21 protein-coding genes and 1 other RNA gene are annotated in these 23,537 nt (G+C 70.4%); 3 read left to right on the top strand and 19 right to left on the bottom strand.

The window, feature by feature from the left end; translation table 11 throughout:
* Window positions 1–30: 30 nt before the first annotated feature.
* From ACFQVC_RS37165 to ACFQVC_RS37125, 9 genes are all read right to left on the bottom strand, one after another.
* Window positions 31–924 (bottom strand): zf-HC2 domain-containing protein, encoded by an 894-nt coding sequence (locus ACFQVC_RS37165; RefSeq protein WP_381839217.1) that lies wholly within the window; start codon window positions 922–924, stop codon window positions 31–33.
* The gene (locus ACFQVC_RS37160) at window positions 921–1,505 is read right to left on the bottom strand and encodes a sigma-70 family RNA polymerase sigma factor (RefSeq protein ID WP_381839214.1); all 585 of its coding nucleotides are present in this window, start codon (window positions 1,503–1,505) and stop codon (window positions 921–923) included. Before ACFQVC_RS37160 ends, ACFQVC_RS37165 begins: the two co-directional genes overlap by 4 nt.
* A gap of 83 nt (window positions 1,506–1,588) precedes the next feature.
* Window positions 1,589–2,176 (bottom strand): CGNR zinc finger domain-containing protein, encoded by a 588-nt coding sequence (locus tag ACFQVC_RS37155; protein ID WP_381839211.1) that lies wholly within the window; start codon window positions 2,174–2,176, stop codon window positions 1,589–1,591.
* Window positions 2,177–2,599: 423 nt separating this feature from the next.
* Window positions 2,600–3,748, bottom strand: a complete 1,149-nt coding sequence (locus tag ACFQVC_RS37150; RefSeq protein ID WP_381839208.1) for a uroporphyrinogen-III synthase — start codon at window positions 3,746–3,748, stop codon at window positions 2,600–2,602.
* Between the two features lie 128 nt (window positions 3,749–3,876).
* Complete coding sequence (locus tag ACFQVC_RS37145; RefSeq protein WP_381839205.1) at window positions 3,877–5,259, bottom strand: nitrate/nitrite transporter; 1,383 nt, start codon at window positions 5,257–5,259, stop codon at window positions 3,877–3,879.
* Window positions 5,260–5,388: 129 nt separating this feature from the next.
* Window positions 5,389–6,654, bottom strand: coding sequence for an acyltransferase family protein (locus ACFQVC_RS37140; protein ID WP_381839202.1), 1,266 nt, complete (start codon window positions 6,652–6,654; stop codon window positions 5,389–5,391).
* On the bottom strand, window positions 6,651–8,831 hold the full coding sequence (locus ACFQVC_RS37135; RefSeq protein ID WP_381839199.1) for a bifunctional polysaccharide deacetylase/glycosyltransferase family 2 protein: 2,181 nt from the start codon (window positions 8,829–8,831) through the stop codon (window positions 6,651–6,653). Before ACFQVC_RS37135 ends, ACFQVC_RS37140 begins: the two co-directional genes overlap by 4 nt.
* Window positions 8,828–9,607: a hypothetical protein gene (locus ACFQVC_RS37130; RefSeq protein ID WP_381839196.1), complete on the bottom strand. Its 780-nt coding sequence runs from the start codon at window positions 9,605–9,607 to the stop codon at window positions 8,828–8,830. The genes ACFQVC_RS37135 and ACFQVC_RS37130 overlap by 4 nt, the downstream gene beginning before the upstream one ends.
* Window positions 9,608–9,818: 211 nt before the next feature.
* Complete coding sequence (locus ACFQVC_RS37125; protein WP_381839193.1) at window positions 9,819–10,781, bottom strand: LysR family transcriptional regulator; 963 nt, start codon at window positions 10,779–10,781, stop codon at window positions 9,819–9,821.
* Between the two features lie 203 nt (window positions 10,782–10,984).
* Here ACFQVC_RS37125 and ACFQVC_RS37120 point away from each other — a divergent pair, with 203 nt between their 5' ends.
* On the top strand, window positions 10,985–12,256 hold the full coding sequence (locus ACFQVC_RS37120) for an MFS transporter (protein ID WP_381839190.1): 1,272 nt from the start codon (window positions 10,985–10,987) through the stop codon (window positions 12,254–12,256).
* On the opposite strand, the gene dacB is transcribed toward ACFQVC_RS37120, so the two are convergent.
* Both dacB and ACFQVC_RS37110 read right to left on the bottom strand, forming a co-directional pair.
* Entirely contained in the window at window positions 12,138–13,751 is a 1,614-nt protein-coding gene (dacB, locus tag ACFQVC_RS37115; protein ID WP_381839187.1) for a D-alanyl-D-alanine carboxypeptidase/D-alanyl-D-alanine endopeptidase, read from the bottom strand. The two genes, ACFQVC_RS37120 and dacB, sit on opposite strands and share 119 nt — an antisense overlap.
* 96 nt (window positions 13,752–13,847) lie before the next feature.
* On the bottom strand, window positions 13,848–14,825 hold the full coding sequence (locus ACFQVC_RS37110) for an extracellular catalytic domain type 1 short-chain-length polyhydroxyalkanoate depolymerase (protein ID WP_381839184.1): 978 nt from the start codon (window positions 14,823–14,825) through the stop codon (window positions 13,848–13,850).
* A 184-nt stretch (window positions 14,826–15,009) separates the two neighbouring features.
* Between ACFQVC_RS37110 and ACFQVC_RS37105 the strand changes: the two genes are divergently transcribed.
* On the top strand, window positions 15,010–15,456 hold the full coding sequence (locus ACFQVC_RS37105; protein WP_381839181.1) for a magnetosome magnetite crystal formation protein family: 447 nt from the start codon (window positions 15,010–15,012) through the stop codon (window positions 15,454–15,456).
* A 77-nt stretch (window positions 15,457–15,533) separates the two neighbouring features.
* On the opposite strand, the gene ssrA is transcribed toward ACFQVC_RS37105, so the two are convergent.
* The 5 genes from ssrA to ftsE form a co-directional block, all read right to left on the bottom strand.
* Window positions 15,534–15,922: a transfer-messenger RNA gene (gene ssrA / locus ACFQVC_RS37100) on the bottom strand.
* 150 nt (window positions 15,923–16,072) lie between these two features.
* Entirely contained in the window at window positions 16,073–16,579 is a 507-nt protein-coding gene (smpB, locus tag ACFQVC_RS37095; RefSeq protein ID WP_381839178.1) for an SsrA-binding protein SmpB, read from the bottom strand.
* An 18-nt stretch (window positions 16,580–16,597) separates the two neighbouring features.
* Window positions 16,598–17,758 (bottom strand): S41 family peptidase, encoded by a 1,161-nt coding sequence (locus tag ACFQVC_RS37090; protein WP_381839175.1) that lies wholly within the window; start codon window positions 17,756–17,758, stop codon window positions 16,598–16,600.
* Between the two features lie 67 nt (window positions 17,759–17,825).
* Window positions 17,826–18,743, bottom strand: a complete 918-nt coding sequence (gene ftsX / locus ACFQVC_RS37085) for a permease-like cell division protein FtsX (RefSeq protein ID WP_381839172.1) — start codon at window positions 18,741–18,743, stop codon at window positions 17,826–17,828.
* Window positions 18,744–18,795: 52 nt separating this feature from the next.
* Window positions 18,796–19,485 (bottom strand): cell division ATP-binding protein FtsE, encoded by a 690-nt coding sequence (gene ftsE, locus ACFQVC_RS37080; protein WP_381839169.1) that lies wholly within the window; start codon window positions 19,483–19,485, stop codon window positions 18,796–18,798.
* A 292-nt stretch (window positions 19,486–19,777) separates the two neighbouring features.
* Here ftsE and ACFQVC_RS37075 point away from each other — a divergent pair, with 292 nt between their 5' ends.
* On the top strand, window positions 19,778–19,969 hold the full coding sequence (locus ACFQVC_RS37075) for a hypothetical protein (protein WP_381839166.1): 192 nt from the start codon (window positions 19,778–19,780) through the stop codon (window positions 19,967–19,969).
* Window positions 19,970–20,120: 151 nt separating this feature from the next.
* Here the strand turns inward: ACFQVC_RS37075 and ACFQVC_RS37070 are convergent, their stop codons facing one another.
* From ACFQVC_RS37070 to ACFQVC_RS37060, 3 genes are all read right to left on the bottom strand, one after another.
* Complete coding sequence (locus tag ACFQVC_RS37070) at window positions 20,121–20,786, bottom strand: hypothetical protein (protein WP_381839163.1); 666 nt, start codon at window positions 20,784–20,786, stop codon at window positions 20,121–20,123.
* A gap of 296 nt (window positions 20,787–21,082) precedes the next feature.
* Window positions 21,083–22,189 carry a peptide chain release factor 2 gene (gene prfB / locus ACFQVC_RS37065; protein WP_381839160.1) on the bottom strand — a complete coding sequence of 369 codons (1,107 nt, stop codon included), beginning with the start codon at window positions 22,187–22,189 and terminating at the stop codon, window positions 21,083–21,085.
* Between the two features lie 92 nt (window positions 22,190–22,281).
* On the bottom strand, window positions 22,282–23,529 hold the full coding sequence (locus ACFQVC_RS37060; protein WP_381839157.1) for a serine/threonine-protein kinase: 1,248 nt from the start codon (window positions 23,527–23,529) through the stop codon (window positions 22,282–22,284).
* Window positions 23,530–23,537 lie beyond the last annotated feature (8 nt).

Here is a 23,537-nt window from a genome sequence, read left to right as displayed (position 1 = left end):
GTACTGGGCAGCCGTCAACCGTACGCGAAGTTACGCATCGACCTCCACAAGACTCCTGCCATCCACGGTCCGGACCTCGAAGTGATCAATGTCGTTCCGGTCCAGGGCCGCGCCTCCGTGGACGTACAGCGGTGAGCGCGACCACTTGTCCGGGCTGTTCTCGATGCCGTACCCGGACTTCGGTACCGACCAGGACGTGACCGTCTCCCGCTCCCCGTCCTTGCCCACCGCCACGAGGGAGCACTTGAGCGGCCCCTTGACGTTCTTCAGCTCCAGGACGGTGTGCGTGCCCCAGGGCTTCTTCTCCATGCCGACCGTCGCGGTGACATCGGTGGCCGAGTCGGTGGCCGCGACCTTCTCCTCCATGTGGTGGAAGAAGGCGTCCTTGGCCGGGCTCGTCTCGTGGGCCTCGGGCGTCCTCGTACCGTCATCGCCGCCGGTGGCCGCCATGACCGCGAGCGGGCCGCCCACGATCAGCGCGGCCGCGGCCGCCACCAGATAGAGGGTGCGCCTGCGCCCGGCCGCCCGCCGGCGCTCGACCTCGTCGACCAGGCCGCCGAGCAGCCGCGGGCTCGGCTGCGACGGCGACAACGACTGCGACTGGGCCTGGGACTGGGACTGGGACTGGGACTGTGACGCGGACTGGGACTGGGACTGGGACAACGGCTGCGGCCGGCGCGGCAGCGAAGGCGTCGACGAAGGCGACGGCCCTGGTTCCTCGCGGCCCGCGAGCGCGGCGAGCATCGGCTCCATCGGGGAGAGTTCGGCCAACTCCCGGGCGCAGGAGTCGCATCGGGCCAGATGCCGCTCGAAAGCCGTGGCCTCGGCGCCGTCCAGGATGCCGAGCGCATAGGCCCCGACCGCGTCGTGCACGGACTCGCCACCCTGATGGTCCCGGAACCCCTGGGATTCGTAGCCGCTCACGCCGTCACCCCCCGCTCTTCGAGCGCCAGCTTCATGGAGCGCAGCGCGTAGAACACCCGTGAGCGGACCGTGCCCGGTGGGATGCCGAGCGTCTCGGCCGCCTCATTCACCGTACGGCCCTTGAAGTACGTCTCGACGAGGACCTCGCGGTGCGCGGGGGTCAGGTCGTCGAGCGCGTCGGAAAGCGTCATGAGCCACAGCGCCTTGTCGATCTCGTCCTCCGCGGGGATGACCTCCAGTGGCGACGGGTCGACCTCCTGCGGCCGGGCCTGCCGGCTGCGGTGGCCGTCGATGACGATACGCCGGGCCACCGTCACCAGCCAGGGCCGTACCGAGCCCCCGGCGTGATTGAGCCGACCGGCGTTCTTCCAGGCCCTGATGAGCGTCTCCTGGACGACGTCCTCGGCCCGCTGCCGGTCTCCGGCGACGAGCCGCAGCACATAGGCGAGCAGCGGACCCGCGTGCTCCCGGTAGAGCGCGCGCATCAACTCCTCGTCGGGCGCGGGCACTTGCGGACGACGGGGCAACCGATGCCGCGCCCGGGGCGGGCGGTCGTCTGCCACGACGGAATCCTTGCGCACGCGTACCTCCGCTGTCCCGGGTTCTTCCGGTCGCCGGTTCGAGAGGTCGTACGTACGCCGACTGCCGTGCGTTCAAGGTGAGTTCAAAGTGCCTTGGCCATGCTGCGGCGGCGGTGCCTCGCCACCCGTTCCCGGTTGCCGCAGACCTCGCTCGAACACCAGCGGCGCCTGCGCCCCCTGGAGGTGTCGAGGTAGATCAGCGGGCAGTTGTCGCCCTCGCACTGCCGGACGCGGGAGCGTGCCACCGGGTCGGTGAGCAGATCGACGGCGTCCCTGGCGACGGCCGCCAGCAGGGCGGGGCAGCCGGGTTCCGGGTACAGCGCCCGCACCAGGCCGCCGTCCTCGGTGCGTACGGCGCGGGGCGCGGGGGGCGCGTCGGCGGCCAGGGCGTTGACGCGACCGAGCGCGGAGTCGAAGGCGTAGGGGTCGCGGCCCGGCTCCCCGGTCGTCAACTGCCAGAGGTCGGCGCGCAGTTCACGGAAGGCGGCGACACATGCAGGACCGATTCCGCCGAGCCGGGTACCGGCCGGGACGAGGCCCGCGCCGGTGAGCCAGGCGCGCAGCGTGTCCGGGTCCTCGAGATGTTCCTGGGGGTGGGCGGTCGCCAGGAGGTCCAGGCAGACCCGCCCGGAGTCGAACCGAAGCTCGTACGTGGCCACACCTGCCGCCATGCGCCTGTCACCGCCCTGTGGGGTTACCGGAGCTCGCCCTATCAGAGTGCCTGGGCATGGCGGTTGCCGGAAGGGGTGGCGCCGCAAGGGGTGGTACGGCCCGTGGAGTTCCCGGGAGGGGTGGTGCCGGAAAGGGTGGTACGGCCCGTGGAGTTCCCGGGAGGAGTGGTGCCGGAAAGGGTGGTACGGCCCGTGGAGTTCCCGGGAGGGGTGGTGCCGGAAAGGCTGGTACGGCCCGTGGAGTTCCCGGGAGGAGTGGTGCCGGAAAGGGTGGTACGGCCCGTGGAGTTCCCGGGAGGGGTGGTGCCGGAAAGGGTGGTACGGCCCGTGGAGTTCCCGGGAGGGGTGGTGCCGGAAAGGGTGGTACGGCCCGTGGAGTTCCCGGGAGGGGTGGTACGCGGCCCCGGGAGTTCCCGCAGCGGGTCAGACGTCCGCGTACTTGGCGTCCGCCGCCGGATCGAGCGCGAGCCTGTACCCCCGCTTCACCACCGTCTGGATCAGCTTCGGCACCCCAAGTGCCGTACGCAGCCGGGCCATCGCGGTCTCCACCGCGTGTTCGTCACTGCCCGCGCCCGGCAGCGCGCGCAGCAGTTCGGCACGGGCGACGACCCAGCCGGGGCGCCGGGCTAGGGCCCTGAGCAGCGACATGCCGGCCGGCGGTACCGAGCGCAGTTCGTCGTCGACGAGTACGGCGTGGCCGCGGATCTCCACGCGGTGCCCGGCGATGGGCAGCGTACGGGCGCGGGAGGGCAGTTCGAGGCAGAGCAGCTGCACCAGCGGGCCGAGCCGGAACCGCTCGGGCTGGACCGTGTCGAGGCCGTGGGCCTGCAGCGGCAGCGCGGTGACCGGGCCGACACAGGCGGGCAGCACGTCGTGGTGCAGGGCGGCCAGGAGTTCGTCGAGCTGGCCGCGGTCGGTGGCCCGGGTGAGCAGGGACGCGGCGGCCGGTGCGCTGGTGAAGGTGAGCGCGTCCACGCCGCGGGTGAGGGTGGCGTCGATGAGGCGGTCGAGGGGGGCCAGGTCCTCGGGCGGCATCCAGCGGTAGACGGGCACGCCGACCACCTCCGCTCCCCCGGCACGCAGCGACTCCACGAAGCCGGGCAGCGGCTCGCCGTGCAGCTGCAGGGCGACCCGGCGGCCGTCGACGCCCTCGGCGAGCAGCCGGTCGAGCACCTCGGCCATCGACTCGGACGACGGCGACCACTCCTCGGTGAGGCCCGCGGCGCGGATGGCGCCCTTCACCTTGGGCCCGCGGGCGAGGAGTTCCACGCCGCGCAGCCGCTCGATGAGAGCTTCGCCGAGGCCCCAGCCGTCCGCCGCCTCGACCCAGCCGCGGAAGCCGATGGCGGTGGTGGCGATCACCACGTCGGGGGCGTGGTCGATGAGTTCCTTGGTCGCGGCGAGCAGTTCCCCGTCGTCGGCGAGCGGCACGATCCGCAGTGCGGGAGCGTGCAGGACCGATGCGCCGCGCCTGGCAAGGAGCGCACCGAGCTCGTCGGCGCGCCTGGCCGCGGTCACACCGACGGTGAATCCCGCCAGGGGTCCGTGCTGTCCGTCTTGTGTGGGGTGCATGAGTTCCCGCCCGCGCTGGGGTAGTCGTCCGGTAGGTGACCGAGCCTGTCAACGGGCGATGACAGGCTCGGATCACCTCGATGTCGTACGTGTTACGTCCTGACCCAGGGGCCCGCTGCCGCAGCGGCTCACACTTCGGCGTAGCTGAGCTGCGGTTCGTTCTCCTGAGTGGCCTTCGACGGCGCTGCCGCGGGGGCCGGACGGCGAAGGTATACGGCCCAGGTGACCACGAAGCAAGCCGCGTAGAAAGCGAGGAACCCCACAAATGCTCCGGTGCCGGAGCCCGCGGTCTGGAAGGACTGCCGGAAGGCCAGGTTGATGCCGAGCCCGCCGAGCGCGCCGACGGCGCCGATGAGCCCCATCGAGGCCCCGGAGAGCCGCCGCCCGTAAGCCGCGGCGGCCTCGCCCGTGAGGCCGCGTGCGAGGGCCTTGGCCTGGAAGATGCCGGGGATCATCTTGTACGTGGAGCCGTTGCCGAGCCCGGTCAGGACGAACAGGGCGATGAACGCGGTGGTGAACATCGGCAGCGACTCCTGCACGGAGGCGATGACGATGACGGCGGTCGCCGCGCCCATGGCCACGAAGTTCCACAGCGTGATGCGGGCGCCGCCGAAGCGGTCGGCGAGCGAGCCGCCGAGGGGCCTGATCAGGGAGCCGAGCAGCGGCCCGAGGAAGGTGATGGAGGCGGCCTGCAGCGGCGTACGGCCGAACTGGGTCTGCAGCACGAGGCCGAAGGCGAAGCTGTAGCCGATGAACGAGCCGAACGTGCCGATGTAGAGGAACGCCATGATCCAGGTATGCGGGTCGCGGACCGCCTCCTTCGCGGCGCCGGTGTCGTTGCGTACCGGCGCGAGGTTGTCCATGAAGAGCGCGGCGCAGATCGCGGAGATCGCGATGAGCGGGACATAGATCCCGAGCAGCACCCGCGGGCCGCCCGCGGCGCCGATCACCGCGAGCGCGACGAGCTGGACGACGGGGACGCCGATGTTGCCGCCGCCCGCGTTCAGACCGAGCGCCCAGCCCTTCTTGCGCAGCGGGAAGAAGGAGTTGATGTTGGTCATGGAGGAGGCGAAGTTACCGCCGCCGACGCCGGTGAGCAGCGCGCAGAGCATGAACGTCGTGTAGGACGTGCCCGGTTCCATCACCACGAACGCCGCGACCGTCGGGAGCAGCAGCATCCCGGCCGCGAAGACCGTCCAGTTGCGGCCGCCGAAGCGGGCCACGGCGAAGGTGTACGGCACCCGCGCCACGGCCCCGACCAGGGTGGCCATGGACACCAGGAAGAACTTCCCGGCCGGGTCGATGCCGTACTCGGGTCCCATGAACAGGACCATGACCGACCAGAGGGTCCAGATCGAGAATCCGATGTGCTCGGAGAGCACGGAGAAGATCAGGTTGCGCCGGGCGACCCGCTCTCCCTTCTCCTGCCAGAAAGCCTCGTCCTCCGGGTCCCACTGCTCGATCCAGCGGCCTCCCTTACGCGGTGATGCGGTGGTGCTCGGGGCTGTCATCACGCCTCCACTGATGCGTCGGGTCGTGAGGCCGACGCTAGGGATGGCGCATTTCAGCCCTGTGCCGCCGGGTGACCGTCGCGCAACCTTGCTCTCACCCGGCGCGCGGGCGAGGTGTGAGCCACCGGCTCAGCGCCGGTGCGAGCCGCCCCTGCCGGCGACCCTGCTCCCACCCCTGCCCTTGCTCCCGCTCCTGGCCTTGCTCCTGCTCCCGCTGCCGCTGCCGCCCTTGCTCCCGCCGGACGGCCGTCTGCCGTTCGGCCACAGCCTCGGGCTGCGCTTCGCCGCCAGGTCCTCCACCCATCCGGTGCCCAGGACGACGAGCCCGATCAGCGGCCAGACGAGGACGAACATCCAGATCATGTACGTCGTCTCCAGGGCCTCCGACAGATGGGCGTCCACGAACGGGATGTCCCACAGGCGGTCCAGGATCGGCACCGTGGCCATGATCAGCAGGTTGTGCCAGAGGTAGATGGTGACGGCGCGGTTGTTGGAGAGGGTCACCAGCTTGTCGAACCTGGCCAGCTTTCCCGGCAGTTGCTGCCATGCCGGGGCGTACTGCAGCAGGATCACCACGAAGCCGAAGGACCAGGTGGCCTGGGCGAGCGGGATGTCGTTGAGGTCCCAGCCGTCGGGGCCGAGGTGGCCCGAGGCCCACCACAGGCCGAAGGCCATGACGAGCGAGGCGCAGGAGACCGCGAGATAGCGGGGTATCCGCTTGAGCAGACCCTCGTGGTGGGCGAAGCCGAGCACCCAGCAGGAGCCGTAGGCCGCGAAGTCGGTGACGGCGTTCCCGGTCTCGCCGGGGATCTTGACGAGTCCGGTGCCGACGGCGGCGGTCAGGGCGAGCGGCGCGAGCAGCGTCGCCCAGGGCAGCCTGCGGAACGCCCACAGCAGCAGCGGTGAGGCGATCACGAACCACAGGTACGCGCGGATGTACCAGAGCGGCCCGACCGCCTGTACCGCCCAGGTGTCCTCCAGGAGCCCGGCCTTGTCGCCGAGGTGCCAGGGGAAGGGCGGGGCGCCCACGGGGACGAGGTAGTTGAGCAGTTCGACGGCCCAGGTCCCGGTCCGGGTGGGCTGCCAGCCGCCCAGGAACATCAGCGGCAGCACGACGGCGCCGAACAGCCAGACCGGCGGCAGGAGCCGTCTGATCCGGCCGCGGATCACGCTCCACGCGGGCCGCTCGAGCGAACGCGCCATGAGGGCGCCCGCGAGCGCGAACATCACGCCCATGGACGGGAAAAGGACGGTCAGCCAGGCCCAGCCGAAGATGTGGTAGATCACCACGCGGACCAGGGCGAGCGAGCGCAGCAGGTCGAGATAGCGGTCACGGCCCGGCTTGTTCTCCGGTGCCGCGGGCGCCCAGCTGGGCACGGCAGTCGTGGACGTCACGCGACCGGCCTCCGCTCACGGCCGCGCTGCCCGGGTATCGCCCCGCCGGGCGCCGCCCCCACCACGCCGGTTCTGCGCAGCTTCTGCCAGCGCAGACGGCCGCCGGTCAGGGCGGTGATCCAGGACTGCAGCAGCACGACGTACATCAACTGCCGGTACAGGAGCTGCTGGAGCGGCAGCGAGACCAGGTGGATCATGCGCTCCCGGTCGAGCCTGAAGGCGTACGCGGCACACACCGCCTGGATCGCGAGGACCCCGAGCCAGGCGGCGACGGTCTTCTGCGTGGGCCCGAAGACCAGGCCGTACAGCAGGAACACATCGATCAGCGGGGCGAGCAGCGGCGCCAGGACCATGAACAGTGACACCAGGGGCAGGCCGACCCGGCCGAACCGCCCGGAGGGGCCGCGCTCGATGAGGGCGCGGCGGTGCTTCCAGATGGCCTGCATCGTGCCGTACGACCAGCGGTAGCGCTGGGACCACAGCTGCTGCACGGTCTCCGGGGCCTCGGTCCAGGCGCGCGCCTTCTCCGCGTACACCACACGCCAGCCGTCGCGGTGCAGGGCCATGGTGATGTCGGTGTCCTCGGCGAGCGTGTCGTCGCTCATGCCGCCGACGCGCTCGAGTGCGCTGCGCCTGAAGGCGCCGACGGCTCCCGGGATGGTGGGCATACAGCGCATCACGTCGTACATCCGGCGGTCGAGGTTGAAGCCCATCACGTACTCGATGTGCTGCCAGGCGCCGATCAGGGAGTCCTTGTTGCCGACCTTGGCGTTGCCCGCGACCGCGCCGACCCAGGGGTCGCCGAAGGGCTGCACGAGTTCCCGCACGGTGGACGGCTCGAAGACGGTGTCGCCGTCCATCATCACGATGATGTCGTAACGGGCGTTCGCCAGGCCTCTGTTGAGCGCGGCCGGCTTGCCGGCGTTGTGCTGGCGCACCACGCGTACGCCCGGAAGGCGCAGATTCTCGACGATGCGCGCGGTGCCGTCGCTCGAACCGTCGTCGATGACGATCACCTCGACGGGTTGATCGCTGCTCATCAGCGAACGCACGGTGTTCTCGATGCACTTGGCCTCGTTGTACGCGGGCACGAGCACCGTCACCGGCTCGATCACCGGCGGCCCCCAGCTGAAGCCGCGCTGCCGCACCCGCCGGGCGTGCACACCGGAGAGCAGCAGCATCAGGCCGAACCGCGCGAAGACCAGGACACCGATCACGGCCAGACCCACGACGAGCACACCGGTCGCCTTCTCCGACACGCCCACCGCGGACACGAACGCGCGGCCCTTCCACAGGTCGAAGCCGGTGACCGGTGTGTGCGCGCCGGGAGCGTCCATGGCCTCGGTGAGGCCGGCGAACTCATAACCCCGCGACTGCAGTTGCGGAATGAAGCGGTCCAGTGCGGCGACGGTCTGCGAGCGGTCGCCGCCGGAGTCGTGCATCAGGACGATGGCGCCCTTGCCGCCGCGCGGAGTGGCCCGCTCGATGATCTTGTCGACACCGGGGCGCTTCCAGTCCTCGCTGTCGGTGTCGTTGACCACGGTGATGTAGCCACGGCCGCCGATGTACGCCGTGACGGGCCAGGACGCGTTGTCGAAGGCGTCCGGGAACGAGGAGTACGGCGGGCGGAACAGGGACGTCCTGATGCCCGCGGCGCCCGCGAGCGAGAGCTGGTTCTGCGAGAGCTCCCAGTCGATCCGGCGCTTGGACTGGTAGGAGAGATCGGGGTGGTTGAAGGTGTGCAGACCCACTTCGTGGCCCTCCTTCACCATCCGCTCGACCAAGTCCGGGTGGCGGGCGGCCATGGTCCCGGTGACGAAGAAGACGCCGTGCGCGCGGTGCTTCTTCAGCTTGTCGAGGACCTTCGGGGTCCACTTCGGGTCGGGACCGTCGTCGAAGGTGAGAACGAGCTTCTTGCGGGGCACACTCAGCGCCTTGGCGGGCTTGCCGCGGTCACGGGCGTCGATGACCGGGCCGCCCTTGATGATCTCCTCGGGCACCTTGTCGGCGGCCACGGGCGGGCGCACCCGGTGGTCGGCGAGGATCTCGCTGTGCACATACCCGCGCAGCATCAGCATCGCGAGCAGCGCCACGAGCAGCAGCGAGGGCAGCAGATAACGCATGGGAAGGCGACGGCGCGGCTTGGGTGCCGCCCGCCGTCCGGAACGGGAGGTCATAGCGCGGCGCCCTCCGGGGCGCCGGCCGCCGCCGCGGCCGAAGTGACGGGAGCACCCGGGGTGTTGTCGGGAGAGCCCGAGGGCGCGGGAGCGTCCGCGGACGTCGCGGGAGCGCTCGCGGTCGTGGCGGGAGCGCCCGATGAGCCCACGGGAGCGCTGCTCTGCGTCATGGTCTGCCCGCCTCCCGCACCGGCCGCTTCGGCGGGTGTCGAGGCGGTCGGATCCACCGGTGGCGGCGAGGAGTCGGACGGCTCGGGCCCCGGCTCTGTCGGGTCCGGCGGGCCGGTGGGGCGGGTCTTGGTGGGCTTGGGGTCCGGCTGGTCGTCGCCGTCGTCGGTGGGCCGGGGCGAACTGCCCGGCGAGGTCGGGGCGTCGGGGCTCTCGCTCACGCTCGGCGCGGTGCTGCCGGTGGGTGCGGGCGGCGTGCCACCCTCACTGTCCGTCGGAGTCGGGGCGGGCGAGTCACCGGGCGAGGCCGTGGGGCTCTCCAGGACGCTCGGGGTCGGTGAGGTGTCGACCTTGCCCGCGGGCTTGTCGTCGTCCTTGCCGAGGCCCGGCATCCAGGGCGCCGCCGAGTTCCCGGACAGCAGGGAGACGCCGAGTACCATCGCGTACACCGCGCAGGCGATGCCGAGGACCCAGCCGACACGGCGGAGTCTGCGGCCGCGGCTGCCCGATTCGTCCACGAACACCGGTCCGTCCGAACCGTCCTGGCCGTCCTGCGCCGCGACGGGTCCCTGCAGCTGACGGCCGACGCCGTCGATCTGGACCGTCACTTCGTTCGGATCGTGTGTATGCCCTGACAGGGCACCTTCTCGCCAATGCTCCACTGTCGTACGCCCATCCCCCAGTGACTGAATCGGGCGCACGCGCGAGACCGGGCACTCGCCGCCGGACCGGGCCCCCACCCGGCCCGAGCGCCCCCCTTGACCCACTGCGCCCGGAGCAAAGAATGTAGCGCACGGCGGTGACAGCCGTATTTCTCGGTCAGTCCTGACTCATCATGATGCGTGTATCTGTGGCCGGAATCCATGCTTCTGCAGGCCGTCTGAGCCATCCTTCCTCCTCACCCATCTCCCGGCAGACGGCCCTCAACGCGTCAAGTCCCGGATGCCTGAGCCCCTTGCGCCACACCAGCGACACCGGTGACAGGGGCACCGGCGAGACCAGCGGCCGGAGCACACACCCGGGCATGGCCGGAAAGCCGAGGACGGTGAGCACCGGGTGACGGGTCTTGGCCATGATCCGCCGGAACTCCTCCACGCCCACGGCGAGCGGCGCGGGCGGAGCGACCAAGATGCCGCGCCCGTCGAAGAGTTGGCGGGCCAGGTCGGTCCACTCCAGGGTGCGGTCGTTGCCTGCGCCCGCGTACACGGTCTCGCCCGCGAGCGCGCCGAGCGGCACCTCGGACCGCCCCGCCAGCGGATGGTCCACGGGCAGCATCACGCCCATCGGCTCGTACCGCACCGGCTGCTGCGCCAACTGCGCCCGCACGGCGGGGGCCAGGCCCGCGTACCGCCCGAAGGACGCGTCGAGGCGTCCGGCGGCGAGCCCGGCCGCGGCGCCGGTGAGCCCGCTCTCGTAGCGGGTCATCAGCTCGCACTCGGGGGTGCGTTCGCGGGCCCGCGCGAGGATCCGCTCGCCGACGAGGCCCGGGCTGTTCACATCCACGAGCAGCGGCCGCCCGGCGCCCGTGGCGGCGAGCAGCGCCTCCTGCGCGTCGAGGACCCCACGCGCATACGGAACGAGCCGCTCCGCATCGGCGGTGAGAGTCACCTGCCGCGTCGTCCGTACGAACAGCTCGACCCCCAACTCCCGCTCCAAGCGCCGCACATCACGGCTCAGGGCCTGCTGGGCGACGAAGAGCCGGGCCGCCGCCCGGGTGAAGTGCAGCTCGTCCGCGACGGCGAGGAAGGCGCGCAGGAGGCGGGGGTCTATGTCACGCGGCATGGCCGGAACTTACAGCGCAGGCGCGTGAATTGCTCATCGCTCAGGTACGCATGCCACGCACGGCACTGATGCATGTCCTGCGCACGGCACTGATGCATGTCCTGCGCACGGCACCGGCGCACACGCCACTCACAACCCAGGTGCGTGAATGGGCGCTCACCAGGTGTTGGACGGGCCGATGCGGCCGCGCCGAACCTTGATCCATGGCCAATCCGTACGCCCGCCTCTTCGAAGTGCCCGGCACCCGGGCCTTCACCCTCGGCAACCTCGTCGCCCGCCTCCCCATGGGCATGTTCAGCGTCAGCGCCGTCATCATGATCGCCGGCGGCTATGGCTCCTACGCCCTCGCCGGCGCCGTCACCGCGACCGGCCTCGCCGCCACCGCCGTGGTCGCCCCGTACACCGCGCGCCTGGTGGACCGGCACGGCCAGGCCCGGATAGCCGTACCCGCCACGGCACTCGCGGCGCTCGGCTCGCTCACCCTCGCCCTGTGCGTCCGCCTGGAGGCGCCCGCCTGGACCCTGTTCGCCGCCTACGCCCTCACCGCCACGACGCCCAACACCGGCGGCATGTCCCGCGCCCGCTGGCAGCACCTCTACAAGGGGGACCCGGACCGGCTGCACACCGCCAACTCCTTCGAGCAGGCGGCGGACGAGCTCTGCTTCATGCTGGGCCCGGTCGTCGCGGCGCTCCTGTGCACCTCGCTCTTCCCGGAGGCGGGCACCCTCACCGGCGCGGTCCTCCTGCTCACCGGCGTGCTGCTCTTCGCCGCCCAGCGCTCGACGGAACCGCCGCCCCACCGCCGTACCCCCACCACCCGCTCCCCCATAGGGGCGCCCGGAATGCTGCCCCTGCTGACCGTCTTCCTCGCCACCGGCGCCGTCTTCGGCTCGATGGAGGTGGTGACGGTGGCCTACGCCGACGAGCGCGGCCAGGCGTCGGCCGCGGGTCTCGTCCTGGCCCTGCAGGCGGCGGGGTCCTGTGCGGCGGGCCTCCTCTACGGCGCCCTGAAACCCGCGGGCCCCGCGAACCGCCGCTTCCTGTACTGCCTCGCCGCGATGACGGCCCTCATGACGCTGCCGCTGCTCGCCGCCTCGACCGGCGCGCTGCTCGCCCTCGCCGGGGCGCTGCTGCTCGCCGGGATGGCCACCGCGCCGACCATGGTGACCGGTATGACCCTGGTGCAGGCCCGCACCCCCGAGGGGCGGACCAACGAGGGCATGACCCTCGCCGTGACCGGCCTGCTCGGGGGCATCGCCTGCGGCAGCGCGGGCGGCGGCTGGACGGTGGAGCGCTTCGGGGCGGGCGCGGGCTACCTCGTCCCGGTCGCCGCGGCCGCCCTCGCCCTGCTCCTGTTCAGCATTGCTGCGGCTTGCGCCAGGAACACTCGACGTCGGCGCCGCCGGAATCAGCCGCACGTTCCGTACGTGACGGTGACTGTGCCTGCTGAGGCCGCGTCAAAACCGTCTCCTTAGAGGTCGATTTCGCGAGCGTCACCACGATCGCGTCCTCGATGCTCTTCACGGACGAGGCGAGGTAGTTGTTCAGGACGACGCTGAAGACCAGCTCACGTCCGTCGGCGTCCTTCACGTAGCCGGAGAGCGCCGAGGCACCCGTCAACGACCCGGTCTTCGCACGGGCGTTGAGCGCCGCGGGGGTGCCGCACATCCGTGAGCGCAGGGTGCCGCCCACGAACCGGTCCGGGTCGCAGGCCACCGGGAGCGAGCGGTGCCAGTCCGCGAACCAGGGCGCGTCCCGCACCGACAGAAGCAGCTTCGCCAGCTGATCGGCCGGGAAGTTGTTCATCCGGGAAAGCCCCGATCCGTCCACCTGCCGCAGCTTGCCCGAGTCGACGCCCTCCTTCTTCAGGAACCCGTCGATGGCGGCGAGGCCCGCGCTCCAGCTGCCGCTGCCGGTCGCCTCGTACCCCATGGCCTTGGTGAGCGCCTCGGCGTGCATGTTGTTGGAGAGCTTCATGAACGGCACCAAGAGGTCCTTGAGCGGCATGGAGCGGTGCCCTGCGAGCGGCTTCGCCTCCTTGGGCGTGGCCTGGCCGAGCCGGGTACGGCCCACCACCCGCACCCCGTGGTCGGCGAGCGCGTCCCGGAAGACGGCGGCCGCGTACCCGGTGGGCTCCCAGACGGTCACCCACTCCTTGGTGGGGTCGGCGCCGACGGGGATGTTCCCGGTGACCGCGATGGTGTTGGTGCCGTGCACCCGCTCGACGGCGAGGGTGTCGCGCTCCCCCGCGGCGACGGTCCTGGCCCGGTTGTCGATCTCGACGTAGCCCGTCCTCGGTGAGAGCGCGATCCGCGGCCGCTCGCCCGCGGCGGCGCCCGGGAACGCCTCCACGATCACCGTCCCCGAGTCGTAGTCCGTATCGGGTGCGACCGTCAGCGCGGAGATCTGCGCCGAGTAGTACGAGGACTCGTCGTCGGCCGCCCAGGACCGGCCGAGCCGCTGGTCGTCGAACCGGGTGTCGTCGGCGACGAGGCGTCCGGTCACCGTCCTGACCCCCGACTTCGCGACATCGGCCGCGAGCCGGTCGTAGTCGGCGGCGAGTGCGGTCGGATCGCCGCTGCCGCGCAGATACAGGTCACCGGCGAGCACGGAGCCCTGCCGCTTGCCGTGGGCGAGGGCGTCGGTGGAGAAGCGGTAGTCGGGGCCCAGCAGGGCCGCCGCCGCGGCGGAGGTGGGCAGCTTGGTGTTGGAGGCGGGCATGAGGCGCCCGCTCGGCTTGTGCCGGTAGAGGGTCTCGCCGGTCGTGGCGTCGGCGATCACGACACTCGCCGCCCCGCCGTCCATCCGCGGGTCGGCGAGGATCGTGTCGATGGCCTCGGGTAGGCCGGCGCGGACGGCCTCGACGTCCGCGCCGGCGGGGGAACTCCAGGTGAGGGTGGCCGCGAGGCCGATGAGGGCGGGCCAAACCGCGGCGCGCGCACGGAAGTTGGTTCTCCCAGGTCTGCTCATGGCACGGGAGGATCCCGGAAAGCCGCCCGCCGCGACAGACGCCCCACCGAACCGTTTCTCCTACGGTTCTTCCACGGCCCTTCCACGCTCCCCGCCTCAGCCGAGACCCCACCCCTTCCCGAGCCGGTAGGCCGCGCACAGGTCGACGTCCAGGAGATACGCCCCGGCCGTCCCGCACTGCTCGGCGCCCGTGCCGGGGTCGACGGGCTGCCCGTGCCCCATGCCGGTGATGCTGTACGTCTCCACGACGCCGCTGCCGTCCGGGCCCTTGAACACCTGGTGGGGATGGCCGCCGACGGTGTCACTGACATCCGGGCGCTGGTCGGCGCCGTGCACATCGGTCCACTGCTCGACGAGATCGCCCATATTGACCGGCTTGACCGTGGTGTCGGCGCTGCCGTGCACGACGGTCAGACGCGGCCAGGGCCCGGTGTGGCCGGGGTACGCGGCCCGCACCCGGTCGCCCCACTGCTTCGGCGTCTGCGTCGCGCCCACGGACAGGCACACGAACGGCGATCCGGCGGCCTGCGCGCAGCCGTACGGAATCCCCGCGACGATCCCGCCCGCGGCGAACTTGTCCGGGTAGGCGGCCATCATCACGGCCGCCATGGCGCCGCCCCCGGAGAGCCCGGTGACATAGACGCGGCCGGCGTCCCCCGAGGCGTCCGCGAGCTGCCGGTCGACCATCTGCGCGACGGACGACGCCTCCCCCTGACCCCGTGAACTGTCGCCCGTCTGGAACCAGTTGAAGCACCTGCTCGCGTTGTTGGCGGACTGCTGCTCGGGCACGACGACGGAGAACCCCCAGCGGTCGGCGAGCTCGGTCCAGCCGCTGCCGGGCCCGTATCCGGCGGCGTCCTGGGTGCAGCCGTGCAGTACGACGACCACGGGCCGCCCGGCGGGCAGCCCCTCGGGGGCGTAGCGGTACATCTTCAGCGCTCCGGGGTTGGACCCGAAGCCGGTCACGGGCTCCAGGGACGCGGCGGCGCCGGCGCTCGGCGCGGGCAGCAGCACCGCGCCGACGGCTGCCAGGGCGGTCAGGACGGTGAGAAGCGCGACTCTGATCGATGTCATGCGGAGGGACCGTAGGACCGCCCCCGGGCCCCCGATATGGCTGCGGACACCACAACGAGACCCCCTCGGAATGGGAGCGCCGCACAAGCGCAGGAGTTTCGTTACGAATCATCCGTATCGCCGTGAATAACCGCCCCTAATGTGGAAAGCGAAATCAGGGGGAGAGCAGTACGGAGTCATTCACGTGACCACATCCACACCCACCACCACGGGCGTGAGCACAGAGCCCGCCGCTGTCCGCGCGATGCCCACCACCGGCGCACTGTTCAGCCATCTGTCACACGTCCTGTGCCTGATCACCGGTTTTCCGTATCTGGCCTGGATCCCGGCCCTGTGCATCAAGGTGTCCGCGAAGGACGAGCACACCCGCAGCCACGCGACCACGGCTCTGAACTTCGTACTGACCCAGCTCATGGTCTGGCTCGCCGGCTTCGCCGCCTGGCTCGCCCTGACGGTGCTCTCGGCGGGCACCGCGGACTGGGCGGTCGTCGCCGTCCTCGTGACGGCGGGCGTCGCGGCCCTCGCCTATCTGGCTCTCGGCGCCGCGTACAGCATCGCCGGCATGGTGAAGGCCGGCCGCCTGGAGCCGTTCCGGTATCCGAAGTATCTGGCGTTCCCGATCGTCAAGTGAGCGCGCCCCAGGGCGAGAAGACATGAAAAGGCCCCCGCCACTGAGTGGCGGGGGCCTTTCCCATCACATGGGATGAACCGTGGAGATGGCGGGAATCGAACCCGCGTCCAACGGTGTGGAATCAGGGCTTCTCCGTGTGCAGTTCGCTGCGATTTTCTCAGCCCCGGAGATCACGCGAACAAGTCTCCGACGGGCTCAGCCACTGTTTGATTTCCCGCTATGCCCCGTGACCGGGCGTAACGGTTTAGTTCCCTAGATTATGCCAGGATCCGGGTCGGGAACATCCCCGGGCTGACACCCTTTTAGGGTCCTTCAGTCACTGCTTATTAGGCAGCGAGGGCGAAGGACTGGGAATCGCTCTTGGTGTTGGCGATTATTGGTTGCGACATATGGTTAACGAGATCATTGCCGCTTCCTCGACACGCTTCCCCTGCTTCGACATCCGCTGTCGAAACCGATCATCCCCATGTTGATTTTTCAAAGTGGACCGTGAGCTTGAGCTCGGAGTCCGGGTGCTCCGTCACCAGCGGAGCGTGCTCCATCGTACGTGAACAACGCACGACGGTGCCAGCTTATTTCCCGCGGCCGGCACGGTGGCACGGCCCGCGTCACGGGCTCAGGCCCGCTGCCGCCGCTTCACCGCGGCGATCGCCCGGTCCGTCTCACGCCGGTCCTGCTTCTCGCGCAGCGTCTGCCGCTTGTCGTACTCCTTCTTGCCCTTGGCCAGAGCGATCTCGACCTTGGCCCGGCCGCCCTTGAAGTAGAGCGCCAGCGGCACGATGGTGTGCCCCGACTCCTGCGACTTGGACTCGAGCTTGTCGATCTCCGCGCGGTGCATGAGGAGCTTGCGCTTGCGCCGCGCGGCGTGGTTGGTCCAGGTGCCCTGGGTGTACTCCGGCACGTGCACGTTGTGCAGCCAGGCCTCGTGGCCGTCGATCTGCACGAAGCCGTCCGCGAGCGAAGCCCGCCCCTGGCGCAGCGACTTGACCTCGGTGCCGGTCAGGACGATGCCGCACTCGTACGTGTCGAGGATGAGGTAGTCGTGCCGGGCCTTCTTGTGCTGGGCGATGATCTTGCGACCGTCGCCCGTGTCCTTGTCCTTGCCCTTTTTCTTGGTAGCCATAGTGCGGCCATTTTCGCACTACGAGGGGGTGCCGAGGCCACTCAATACTGTGCGGGCCCTGGACTCCGCGCCCTCGGCCACCTCGAGGTCGGGGGTGATGCCACGGCCGTCGACGACCCGGCCGGACGGGGTGCGGTAGTGGCCGACGGTGAGTTCGGCGACCGAGCCGTCGGGGAGTCTGCTCGGCATCTGCACCGAGCCCTTGCCGAAGGTCCGGGAGCCCACGACCACCGCACGACCGCGGTCCTGCAGGGCTCCCGCCAGGAGTTCGGCCGCGCTCATCGTGCCGCCGTCGACGAGCGCGACCAGCGGTCTGTCCGTGTCGCCGCCGGACTCCGCGTGCAGGGCACGCTGCTCTCCCCGTACGCCGTACGTCGCCACGAGGCCGCCGTCCAGGAAGGCGGACGCGGCGAGCACGGCCTCCGCGACCAGGCCGCCCGCGTTGCCCCGCAGGTCGAGCAGGACTCCGGTGCCGTGCGGGGCCGAGCGGACCGCCTCGCGCACCCGCTCCCCCGATCCCTTGGTGAAGGCGGTGACCTTGATCAGCAGGGTGCCGCCGTCGAGGTTCCTGACGGTGACCGAAGGGGACGCCAGGCGGGCCCGGCGCAGTTTCTGGGTCCACGCGCGCGTGCCGCGCTGCAGGCCGATCTCCACTTCGCTGCCCGGGTCGGCGGCGTCACCGCGCAGGCGGTGGACGACCTCACTGACGGGACGGCCCTCTATGCGGTGGCCGTCGATGGCGCGCACCCGGTCGCCCGCGCTGATCCCGGCGCGGTCGGCGGGGCCGCCACGCTGCACCCGGGTCACCTCGATCGACCCGCTCCCGGTGCGGCGGGTCCACAGGCCCACGCCGATGTACTCGCCGTCGAGCTCGTCCTCGAAGGCGCGGTACTCGGCCTCGTCGTAGACCGCGCCCCAGCGGTCGCCGCTGCGGCTGACCGCCTCCTCGGCGGCCTCGCTCGGCGACTTGCCGTCGGCCATCGCCTCGGCGGCGGCGTCGGTCACCCGGTCGTCGCTCGCCGCGGCTGCCGAACGGACGGACAGATCAGGGGCTTTCCGGCCTTGGTCACTCCAGGAGCCGGTCGCGGCACCGGTCGCGAGAACACTCGCGAAGACCAATGTCAGGGCCGCCCCGCGGCGGATGCGGCGGGGCCGGGAGAACATATCGGGGCCCGACATGACGGTGAGTCTAGGACAACGCAGGGCGCCGCACGGCCGGTTGACCGCACGGCGCCCTGGACATGTGTCACACCTTGAGGTACTTGCGCAGCGCGAGGAACGCTGCCATCGCGGGCATCAGCAAACCGATCACAAGGATGTACGGCAGGGTGGCGATCACCTGGTCCCAGCCGACGAACTGGATCAACTGCAGCTTGTCGGCGAGCGCAAGGCCGTGGTCGATCAGGAAGTAGCGGCCGATCACCAGCATCACGCAGGCGACACCGGCACCGAGCAGCCCCGCGAAGGCGGCCTCCAGGATGAACGGCATCTGGATATAGAAGCTGGACGCGCCGACGAGCCGCATGATGCCGGTCTCACGTCTGCGGCTGAACGCCGAGACGCGCACGGTATTGACGATCAGCATCAGGGCGACGATCAGCATCAGGGCCATCACCGCGAGCGCCGCGTAGTTCATGCCGTTGAGCAGCTCGAAGAGGTTGTCGACGGTCTTGCGCTGGTCCTGCACGGACTGCACACCCGGCCGGTCCGAGAAGGCACTGGCGATCACCTGGTACTTCTCGGGGTCCTTCAGCTTGATGCGGTACGACTCCTGCATCTGGTCCGGGGTGAGCGAGTTGACCAGGGGCGAGTCGCCGAACTGCTCCTTGTAGTGCTTGTACGCCTCGTCGCTCGACTCGTGGATGACGTTCTCGACGACCGGCATCTTGTCCAGATCGGATTCGATCGTCTTCTTCTGCTCCGCGGTGACCGCGCCCTTGGTGCACTTCGGGTCGGTTTCGGCATCTCCCTTGTTGCAGAAGAAGATGGCGACGTTGACCTTGTCGTACCAGTAGCCCTTCATGGTGCTCACCTGGTCGCGCATGAGCAGCGAGCCGCCGAACAGAGCCAGGGAGAGGGCGACGGAGACGATGACCGCGAAGGTCATCGTGAGATTACGGCGGAGACCGACGCCGATCTCCGACAGGACGAATTGGGCGCGCATGGCGTCCTTTCAGTGCTTCTCGTAGCTGCCCGCTACTGCTTGGGGCTCGTGCTCAGTGCTGGTAGCCGTAGACGCCGCGCGACTGGTCGCGGACGAGGCGGCCCTTCTCCAGCTCGATGACGCGCTTGCGCATCTGGTCCACGATCTGCTGGTCGTGGGTGGCCATCACCACGGTGGTCCCGGTCCGGTTGATGCGGTCGAGCAGCTTCATGATGCCGACGGAGGTCTGCGGGTCCAGGTTGCCGGTGGGCTCGTCCGCGATCAGCAGCATCGGCCGGTTCACGAAGGCGCGGGCGATGGCCACGCGCTGCTGCTCACCGCCGGACAGCTCGCCGGGCATCCGGTCCTGCTTGCCGCCGAGCCCGACCAGGTCGAGCACCTCGGGGACCGTCTTGCGGATGGTGCCGCGCGGCTTGCCGATCACTTCGAGCGCGAAGGCGACGTTCTCGCCGACGGTCTTGTTGGGCAGCAGCCGGAAGTCCTGGAAGACGGTGCCCAGCTGGCGGCGCATGTGCGGCACCTTCCAGTTGGACAGGCGCGCCAGGTCCTTGCCCAGGACGTGCACCTGGCCGTGGCTGGCCCGCTCCTCGCGCAGGATCAGCCGCAGGAAGGTGGACTTACCGGAGCCGGAAGACCCCACCAGGAAGACGAACTCGCCCCTCTCGATCTCGAGGGAGACATCCCTCAGAGCAGGACGGGTCTGCTTGGGGTAGGTCTTGGAGACGTTGTCGAATCGGATCACGGATGCACCACGGGTCGCCGGGGGTAGGTGAGCGAGACCCTACGCGAAGCGGAGTGCGCGGCGCAGTCGGCGTCCTTGGTTGCGCGTTTTCTCACGGATCTGACCCTGGTGCGACCGAGAACACATCGGGCGGAATCAGACGACTTCCGGCGGGGCGCGCCGAAATCCGGGGAAGCTGGCACAGTGGTAGGGGGAACGGTTGCGTTTCCCTGAGCGTTGTGCGGAGCAGACTCATGCATTGCGGCGCGAGCAGACTGCATTGCGGCTTCGCCGCGCGGGAGGAGGAGGCGGCATGACCTTTGACAGGTTGGTGTGCGCGAACTGCGCGGCACCGGTGAGCGAAGGGCGCTGCCCCGTATGCCGGGCGAACCGCGAGCGGATGCAGCAGGGCGGCCTTTTCGCCGGCCTCAACCCCGTCGCGTTGATAGCGCTTCTGGTGATGCTGATCGGCGCCATGGCCCTCCTGGCCCACCAGGCGGCCTGAGCCCCGCCTGCACGACCTGCATGACCTGCATGACCTGCATGACCGCCTCCAGACACCAGGCACACCCCCCTTCGGACAGCACGAAAGGGCCCGGAGCTTTCGCTCCGGGCCCTTTCGCTTACCGCTGGTACCGCTTGGCTACTGCCAGTGATCAGGCAGCGGCGTTACGGCCGGCGACCACACGCGGCAGCATGCGGAAGCCGATACCGCCCGCGATCATCGTGGCGGCACCGATCAGCAGGTAGGTGGTCTCGGCCGCGCCCGTCTCGGCGAGCTCGCCCTTGTCCTTGCCCGTGTCGGCGGGGGTCTGCGGAGCGGTGTCCGTCAGGCCCTCCTTGCCCTGGCCCTGCTCGACCGGCTGGTTGCCGCCGTCAGGGTTGGTGTTGTCGTTGCCGCCGCCGTTGTTGCCACCGTTGCCGTTGCCGTTACCCGGGTCGGTGGGCTCGTCGGTCGGGTCCGTGGGCTCCGTCGGGTCGGTGGGCTCGTCCGTCGGGTCCGTGGGGTCCGTCGGCTCGTCCGTCGGGTCCGTGGGGTCCGTCGGGAGGTCGGTCGGCGGGTCGGTGGGGAGATCGGTCGGCGGGTCCGTCGGGAGGCCCGTGGGCGGGTCCGTCGGCTCGTCGCCGTCATCGCCGCCGGGGAGTTCGACGCCGACATTCGCGCCGTCCTCTCCGACGCCCACGTTGACACCGCCGCCGCCCGGAAGGTCGACATCGATGCCCACGGCGGAAGCGGCGCCGGCCGCGGCCAGCGAAGCACCGGCCGCGATCACCGCACCGGCGGCTATCCGCGCAACGCGGATCCGCGTCTTCTTCGTCATCTGCTGCTACCCCCAGTAGCTGTTTCGTCAGTGGAGCAGCGCCCAGGGCGAAGGCTGTTGGGAGTAGTCATCCGGCCCCCGTCACACGCGCCCCAGTAATACGCATGCCGCGCGCCAGCTTTCCCAGAATTAAAGGCAGCGTCAAGGCCGTTGCGGGTGGGATGTCCGTTATGAAGTGAGTTGACCGTAGTAGGGAGATGCGACTGTGACGCAAAAGGCAACTGCCGCCCGAGAAAGCTCTCTTGGGCGGCAGTTGCCTTGTCGATAAAGGGCCGCTGTGCTGCGGCTTTCGCCGACTACTTCTCCTGCTGCTTACGCCAGCGGATACCGGCCTCAAGGAAGCCGTCGATCTCGCCGTCGAGCACGGACTGCGGATTACCGACCTCGAACTCGGTGCGCAGGTCCTTCACCATCTGGTAAGGGTGCAGAACGTACGAACGCATCTGGTTTCCCCAGGAGTTGCCGCCGTCGCCCTTGAGGGCGTCCATCTTGGCCTGCTCCTCCTGACGGCGGCGCTCCAAGAGCTTGGCCTGCAGGACGTTCATCGCGCTCGCCTTGTTCTGGATCTGCGAGCGCTCGTTCTGACAGGAGACCACGATGCCGGTCGGGATGTGGGTGATGCGGACCGCGGAGTCGGTGGTGTTGACGCCCTGGCCGCCGGGGCCCGAGGCGCGGTACACATCGATGCGCAGCTCGGACTCGTCGATCTCGACGTGGTCGCTGGACTCGACGACCGGCAGGACCTCGACGCCGGCGAAGGAGGTCTGACGGCGGCCCTGGTTGTCGAACGGCGAGATCCGCACGAGGCGGTGGGTGCCCTGCTCGACGGAGAGCGTGCCGTAGGCATAGGGGGCCTTGACGACGAAGGTGGTCGACTTGATGCCGGCCTCTTCTGCGTACGACGTCTCGTAGACCTCTGTGCCGTAGCCGTGGCGCTCGGCCCAGCGCAGGTACATGCGCTGGAGCTGCTCGGCGAAGTCGGCGGCGTCCACGCCGCCCGCCTCCGCGCGGATGTTGACCAGGGCCTCGCGCGCGTCGTACTCACCGGAGAGGAGGGTACGGACCTCCATCTCGTCGAGGGCCTTCTTGACCTCGGTCAGCTCGGCCTCGGCCTCGGCGCGGGTGTCCGGGTCGTCCTCCTCCTCGGCCATCTCGAAGAGCACGCCCAGGTCGTCGATCCGGCTGCGCAGGGCCTCCGCCTTGCGGACCTCGGCCTGCAGGTGCGAGAGCCGACTCGTGATCTTCTGGGCCGCCTCCGGGTCGTCCCACAGGGACGGTGCCGCGGCCTGCTCCTCGAGCACGGCGATATCGGCCCTCATCGCGTCCAGGTCCAGGACCGCCTCGATGGACGACATGGTGGACGTGAGGGACTTGAGCTCTTCGGAAACATCGACGACTGCCACGACACCAGCGTAACGGCTCGGCGAACCGCCGCTATCCCCCTGTGGACAGCCGCCTTTCCGAGAGCCTCTGGACGCCCTCGGTGCCGCTCGCCTCAGGGGTTCGCCGGGGCCGTGGGGTTGCTGCCGTCGTCGTCCTTGGGGGTCGCGTCCGCGTCGTCACCGCTGGTCGCGAGCCAGCTGCCGACACCGACCGCGGCGACGAGCGCCACCGCGGCGGCGCCCAGGGTCAGACGCCGGCGCCGGGCCTCGGCGCGATGGCGGGCCGAGCCGGGGCGCGGCGAGCCGGCCGCCCTGGGGGCACGGGCCGTGCCGCGGGCACCGCCGGCCAGCTCGTCGGGGCCCGGCACCCGCATCGACGTATGGGTGTCGCGGTTGGAGTCCGTCGCGGTGCCCGGCACGAGCGGGACGGCGCCGCGCCGCGGTGTGCCGGGAGCAGGGTCGTACGGCTCCTGCTCCGCGTACGAGGAATCCTCCTCCTGCTCCGCGTCCGGCTCGTCGACTTCCAGGGGCCCCATGCCTGTGAGGAGCGGCAGCTGATCCCGCAGCCGCGCGCCCAGTTCCGACGCGCGCAGGCGGGACGCGGGTGCCTTGGCGAGGCACTGCACGAGGAGCTGCCACAGCTCGTCGGGGATGCCCGGAAGCGGAACCACCGTCTCCGTGACATGCCGGCGCAGCACCGCTCCGGGGTGACCGCCGCCGAACGGCGTGAATCCGGCGAGGAGTTCGTAGAGCACCGTCGCCAGGGCGTAGATGTCGACCGCCGCCCGTGGCGGCAGGCCCTCGATGATCTCGGGGGCCAGATAGTCCGGGGTGCCGATCACCTTCGTCGCGCGCGTGCGGCGGGGTGAGTCGACCAGCTTCGCGACGCCGAAGTCGGTGAGCAGCGCCGGGTGCGCGCCGCCGGGGCCGAGCGGGCCCTGCATGTCGAGCAGGACGTTCTCCGGCTTCACGTCGCGGTGCACGATGCCCGCGGCGTGCGCGGCGGCCAGGCCGTCGGCGACATCCGCCGCGATGGCGACCGCCGCCGCGGGGGCGAGCCTGCGCTCCCGCTCCAGGCGGGTCCGCAGATCCGTGCCCCGTACGAGGTCCATCACCAGAGCGAGGTCGTTGCCGTCGACCACCAGGTCGCGCACGCCCACCACATGAGGGTCCTCAAGGCTGAGCAGCGCGGTGCGCTCCTGCACGAAGCGGCCGACGAGCTCCTGGTCGGAGGCGAGGTCCTCGCGCAGCAGCTTGATGGCGACGGGCCCCTCGGGTCCCTCGCCGAGCCACACAGTGCCGGCGGAACCGCGTCCCAGAATCTGGTGGGCGGTGTACCGGCTGCCGATTTTCCGTGCCAAAACTGCTC

The sequence above is a fragment of the Streptomyces monticola genome, from assembly GCF_042665355.1.
GTDB classification, from domain to species: domain Bacteria; phylum Actinomycetota; class Actinomycetes; order Streptomycetales; family Streptomycetaceae; genus Streptomyces; species Streptomyces monticola.
This window is presented reverse-complemented; position numbering and strand designations above follow the sequence as displayed.

Coding starts and splice junctions, on each gene's coding strand:
- ACFQVC_RS37155 (WP_381839211.1), bottom strand. CDS start 2,176: ATGGCGGCAGGTGTGGCCACGTACGAGCTTCGGTTCGACTCCGGGCGG.
- ACFQVC_RS37150 (WP_381839208.1), bottom strand. CDS start 3,748: ATGCACCCCACACAAGACGGACAGCACGGACCCCTGGCGGGATTCACC.
- ACFQVC_RS37145 (WP_381839205.1), bottom strand. CDS start 5,259: ATGACAGCCCCGAGCACCACCGCATCACCGCGTAAGGGAGGCCGCTGG.
- ACFQVC_RS37135 (WP_381839199.1), bottom strand. CDS start 8,831: ATGACCTCCCGTTCCGGACGGCGGGCGGCACCCAAGCCGCGCCGTCGC.
- ACFQVC_RS37125 (WP_381839193.1), bottom strand. CDS start 10,781: ATGCCGCGTGACATAGACCCCCGCCTCCTGCGCGCCTTCCTCGCCGTC.
- ACFQVC_RS37120 (WP_381839190.1), top strand. CDS start 10,985: ATGGCCAATCCGTACGCCCGCCTCTTCGAAGTGCCCGGCACCCGGGCC.
- dacB (WP_381839187.1), bottom strand. CDS start 13,751: ATGAGCAGACCTGGGAGAACCAACTTCCGTGCGCGCGCCGCGGTTTGG.
- ACFQVC_RS37110 (WP_381839184.1), bottom strand. CDS start 14,825: ATGACATCGATCAGAGTCGCGCTTCTCACCGTCCTGACCGCCCTGGCA.
- smpB (WP_381839178.1), bottom strand. CDS start 16,579: ATGGCTACCAAGAAAAAGGGCAAGGACAAGGACACGGGCGACGGTCGC.
- ACFQVC_RS37090 (WP_381839175.1), bottom strand. CDS start 17,758: ATGTCGGGCCCCGATATGTTCTCCCGGCCCCGCCGCATCCGCCGCGGG.
- ftsX (WP_381839172.1), bottom strand. CDS start 18,743: ATGCGCGCCCAATTCGTCCTGTCGGAGATCGGCGTCGGTCTCCGCCGT.
- ACFQVC_RS37075 (WP_381839166.1), top strand. CDS start 19,778: ATGACCTTTGACAGGTTGGTGTGCGCGAACTGCGCGGCACCGGTGAGC.
- ACFQVC_RS37070 (WP_381839163.1), bottom strand. CDS start 20,786: ATGACGAAGAAGACGCGGATCCGCGTTGCGCGGATAGCCGCCGGTGCG.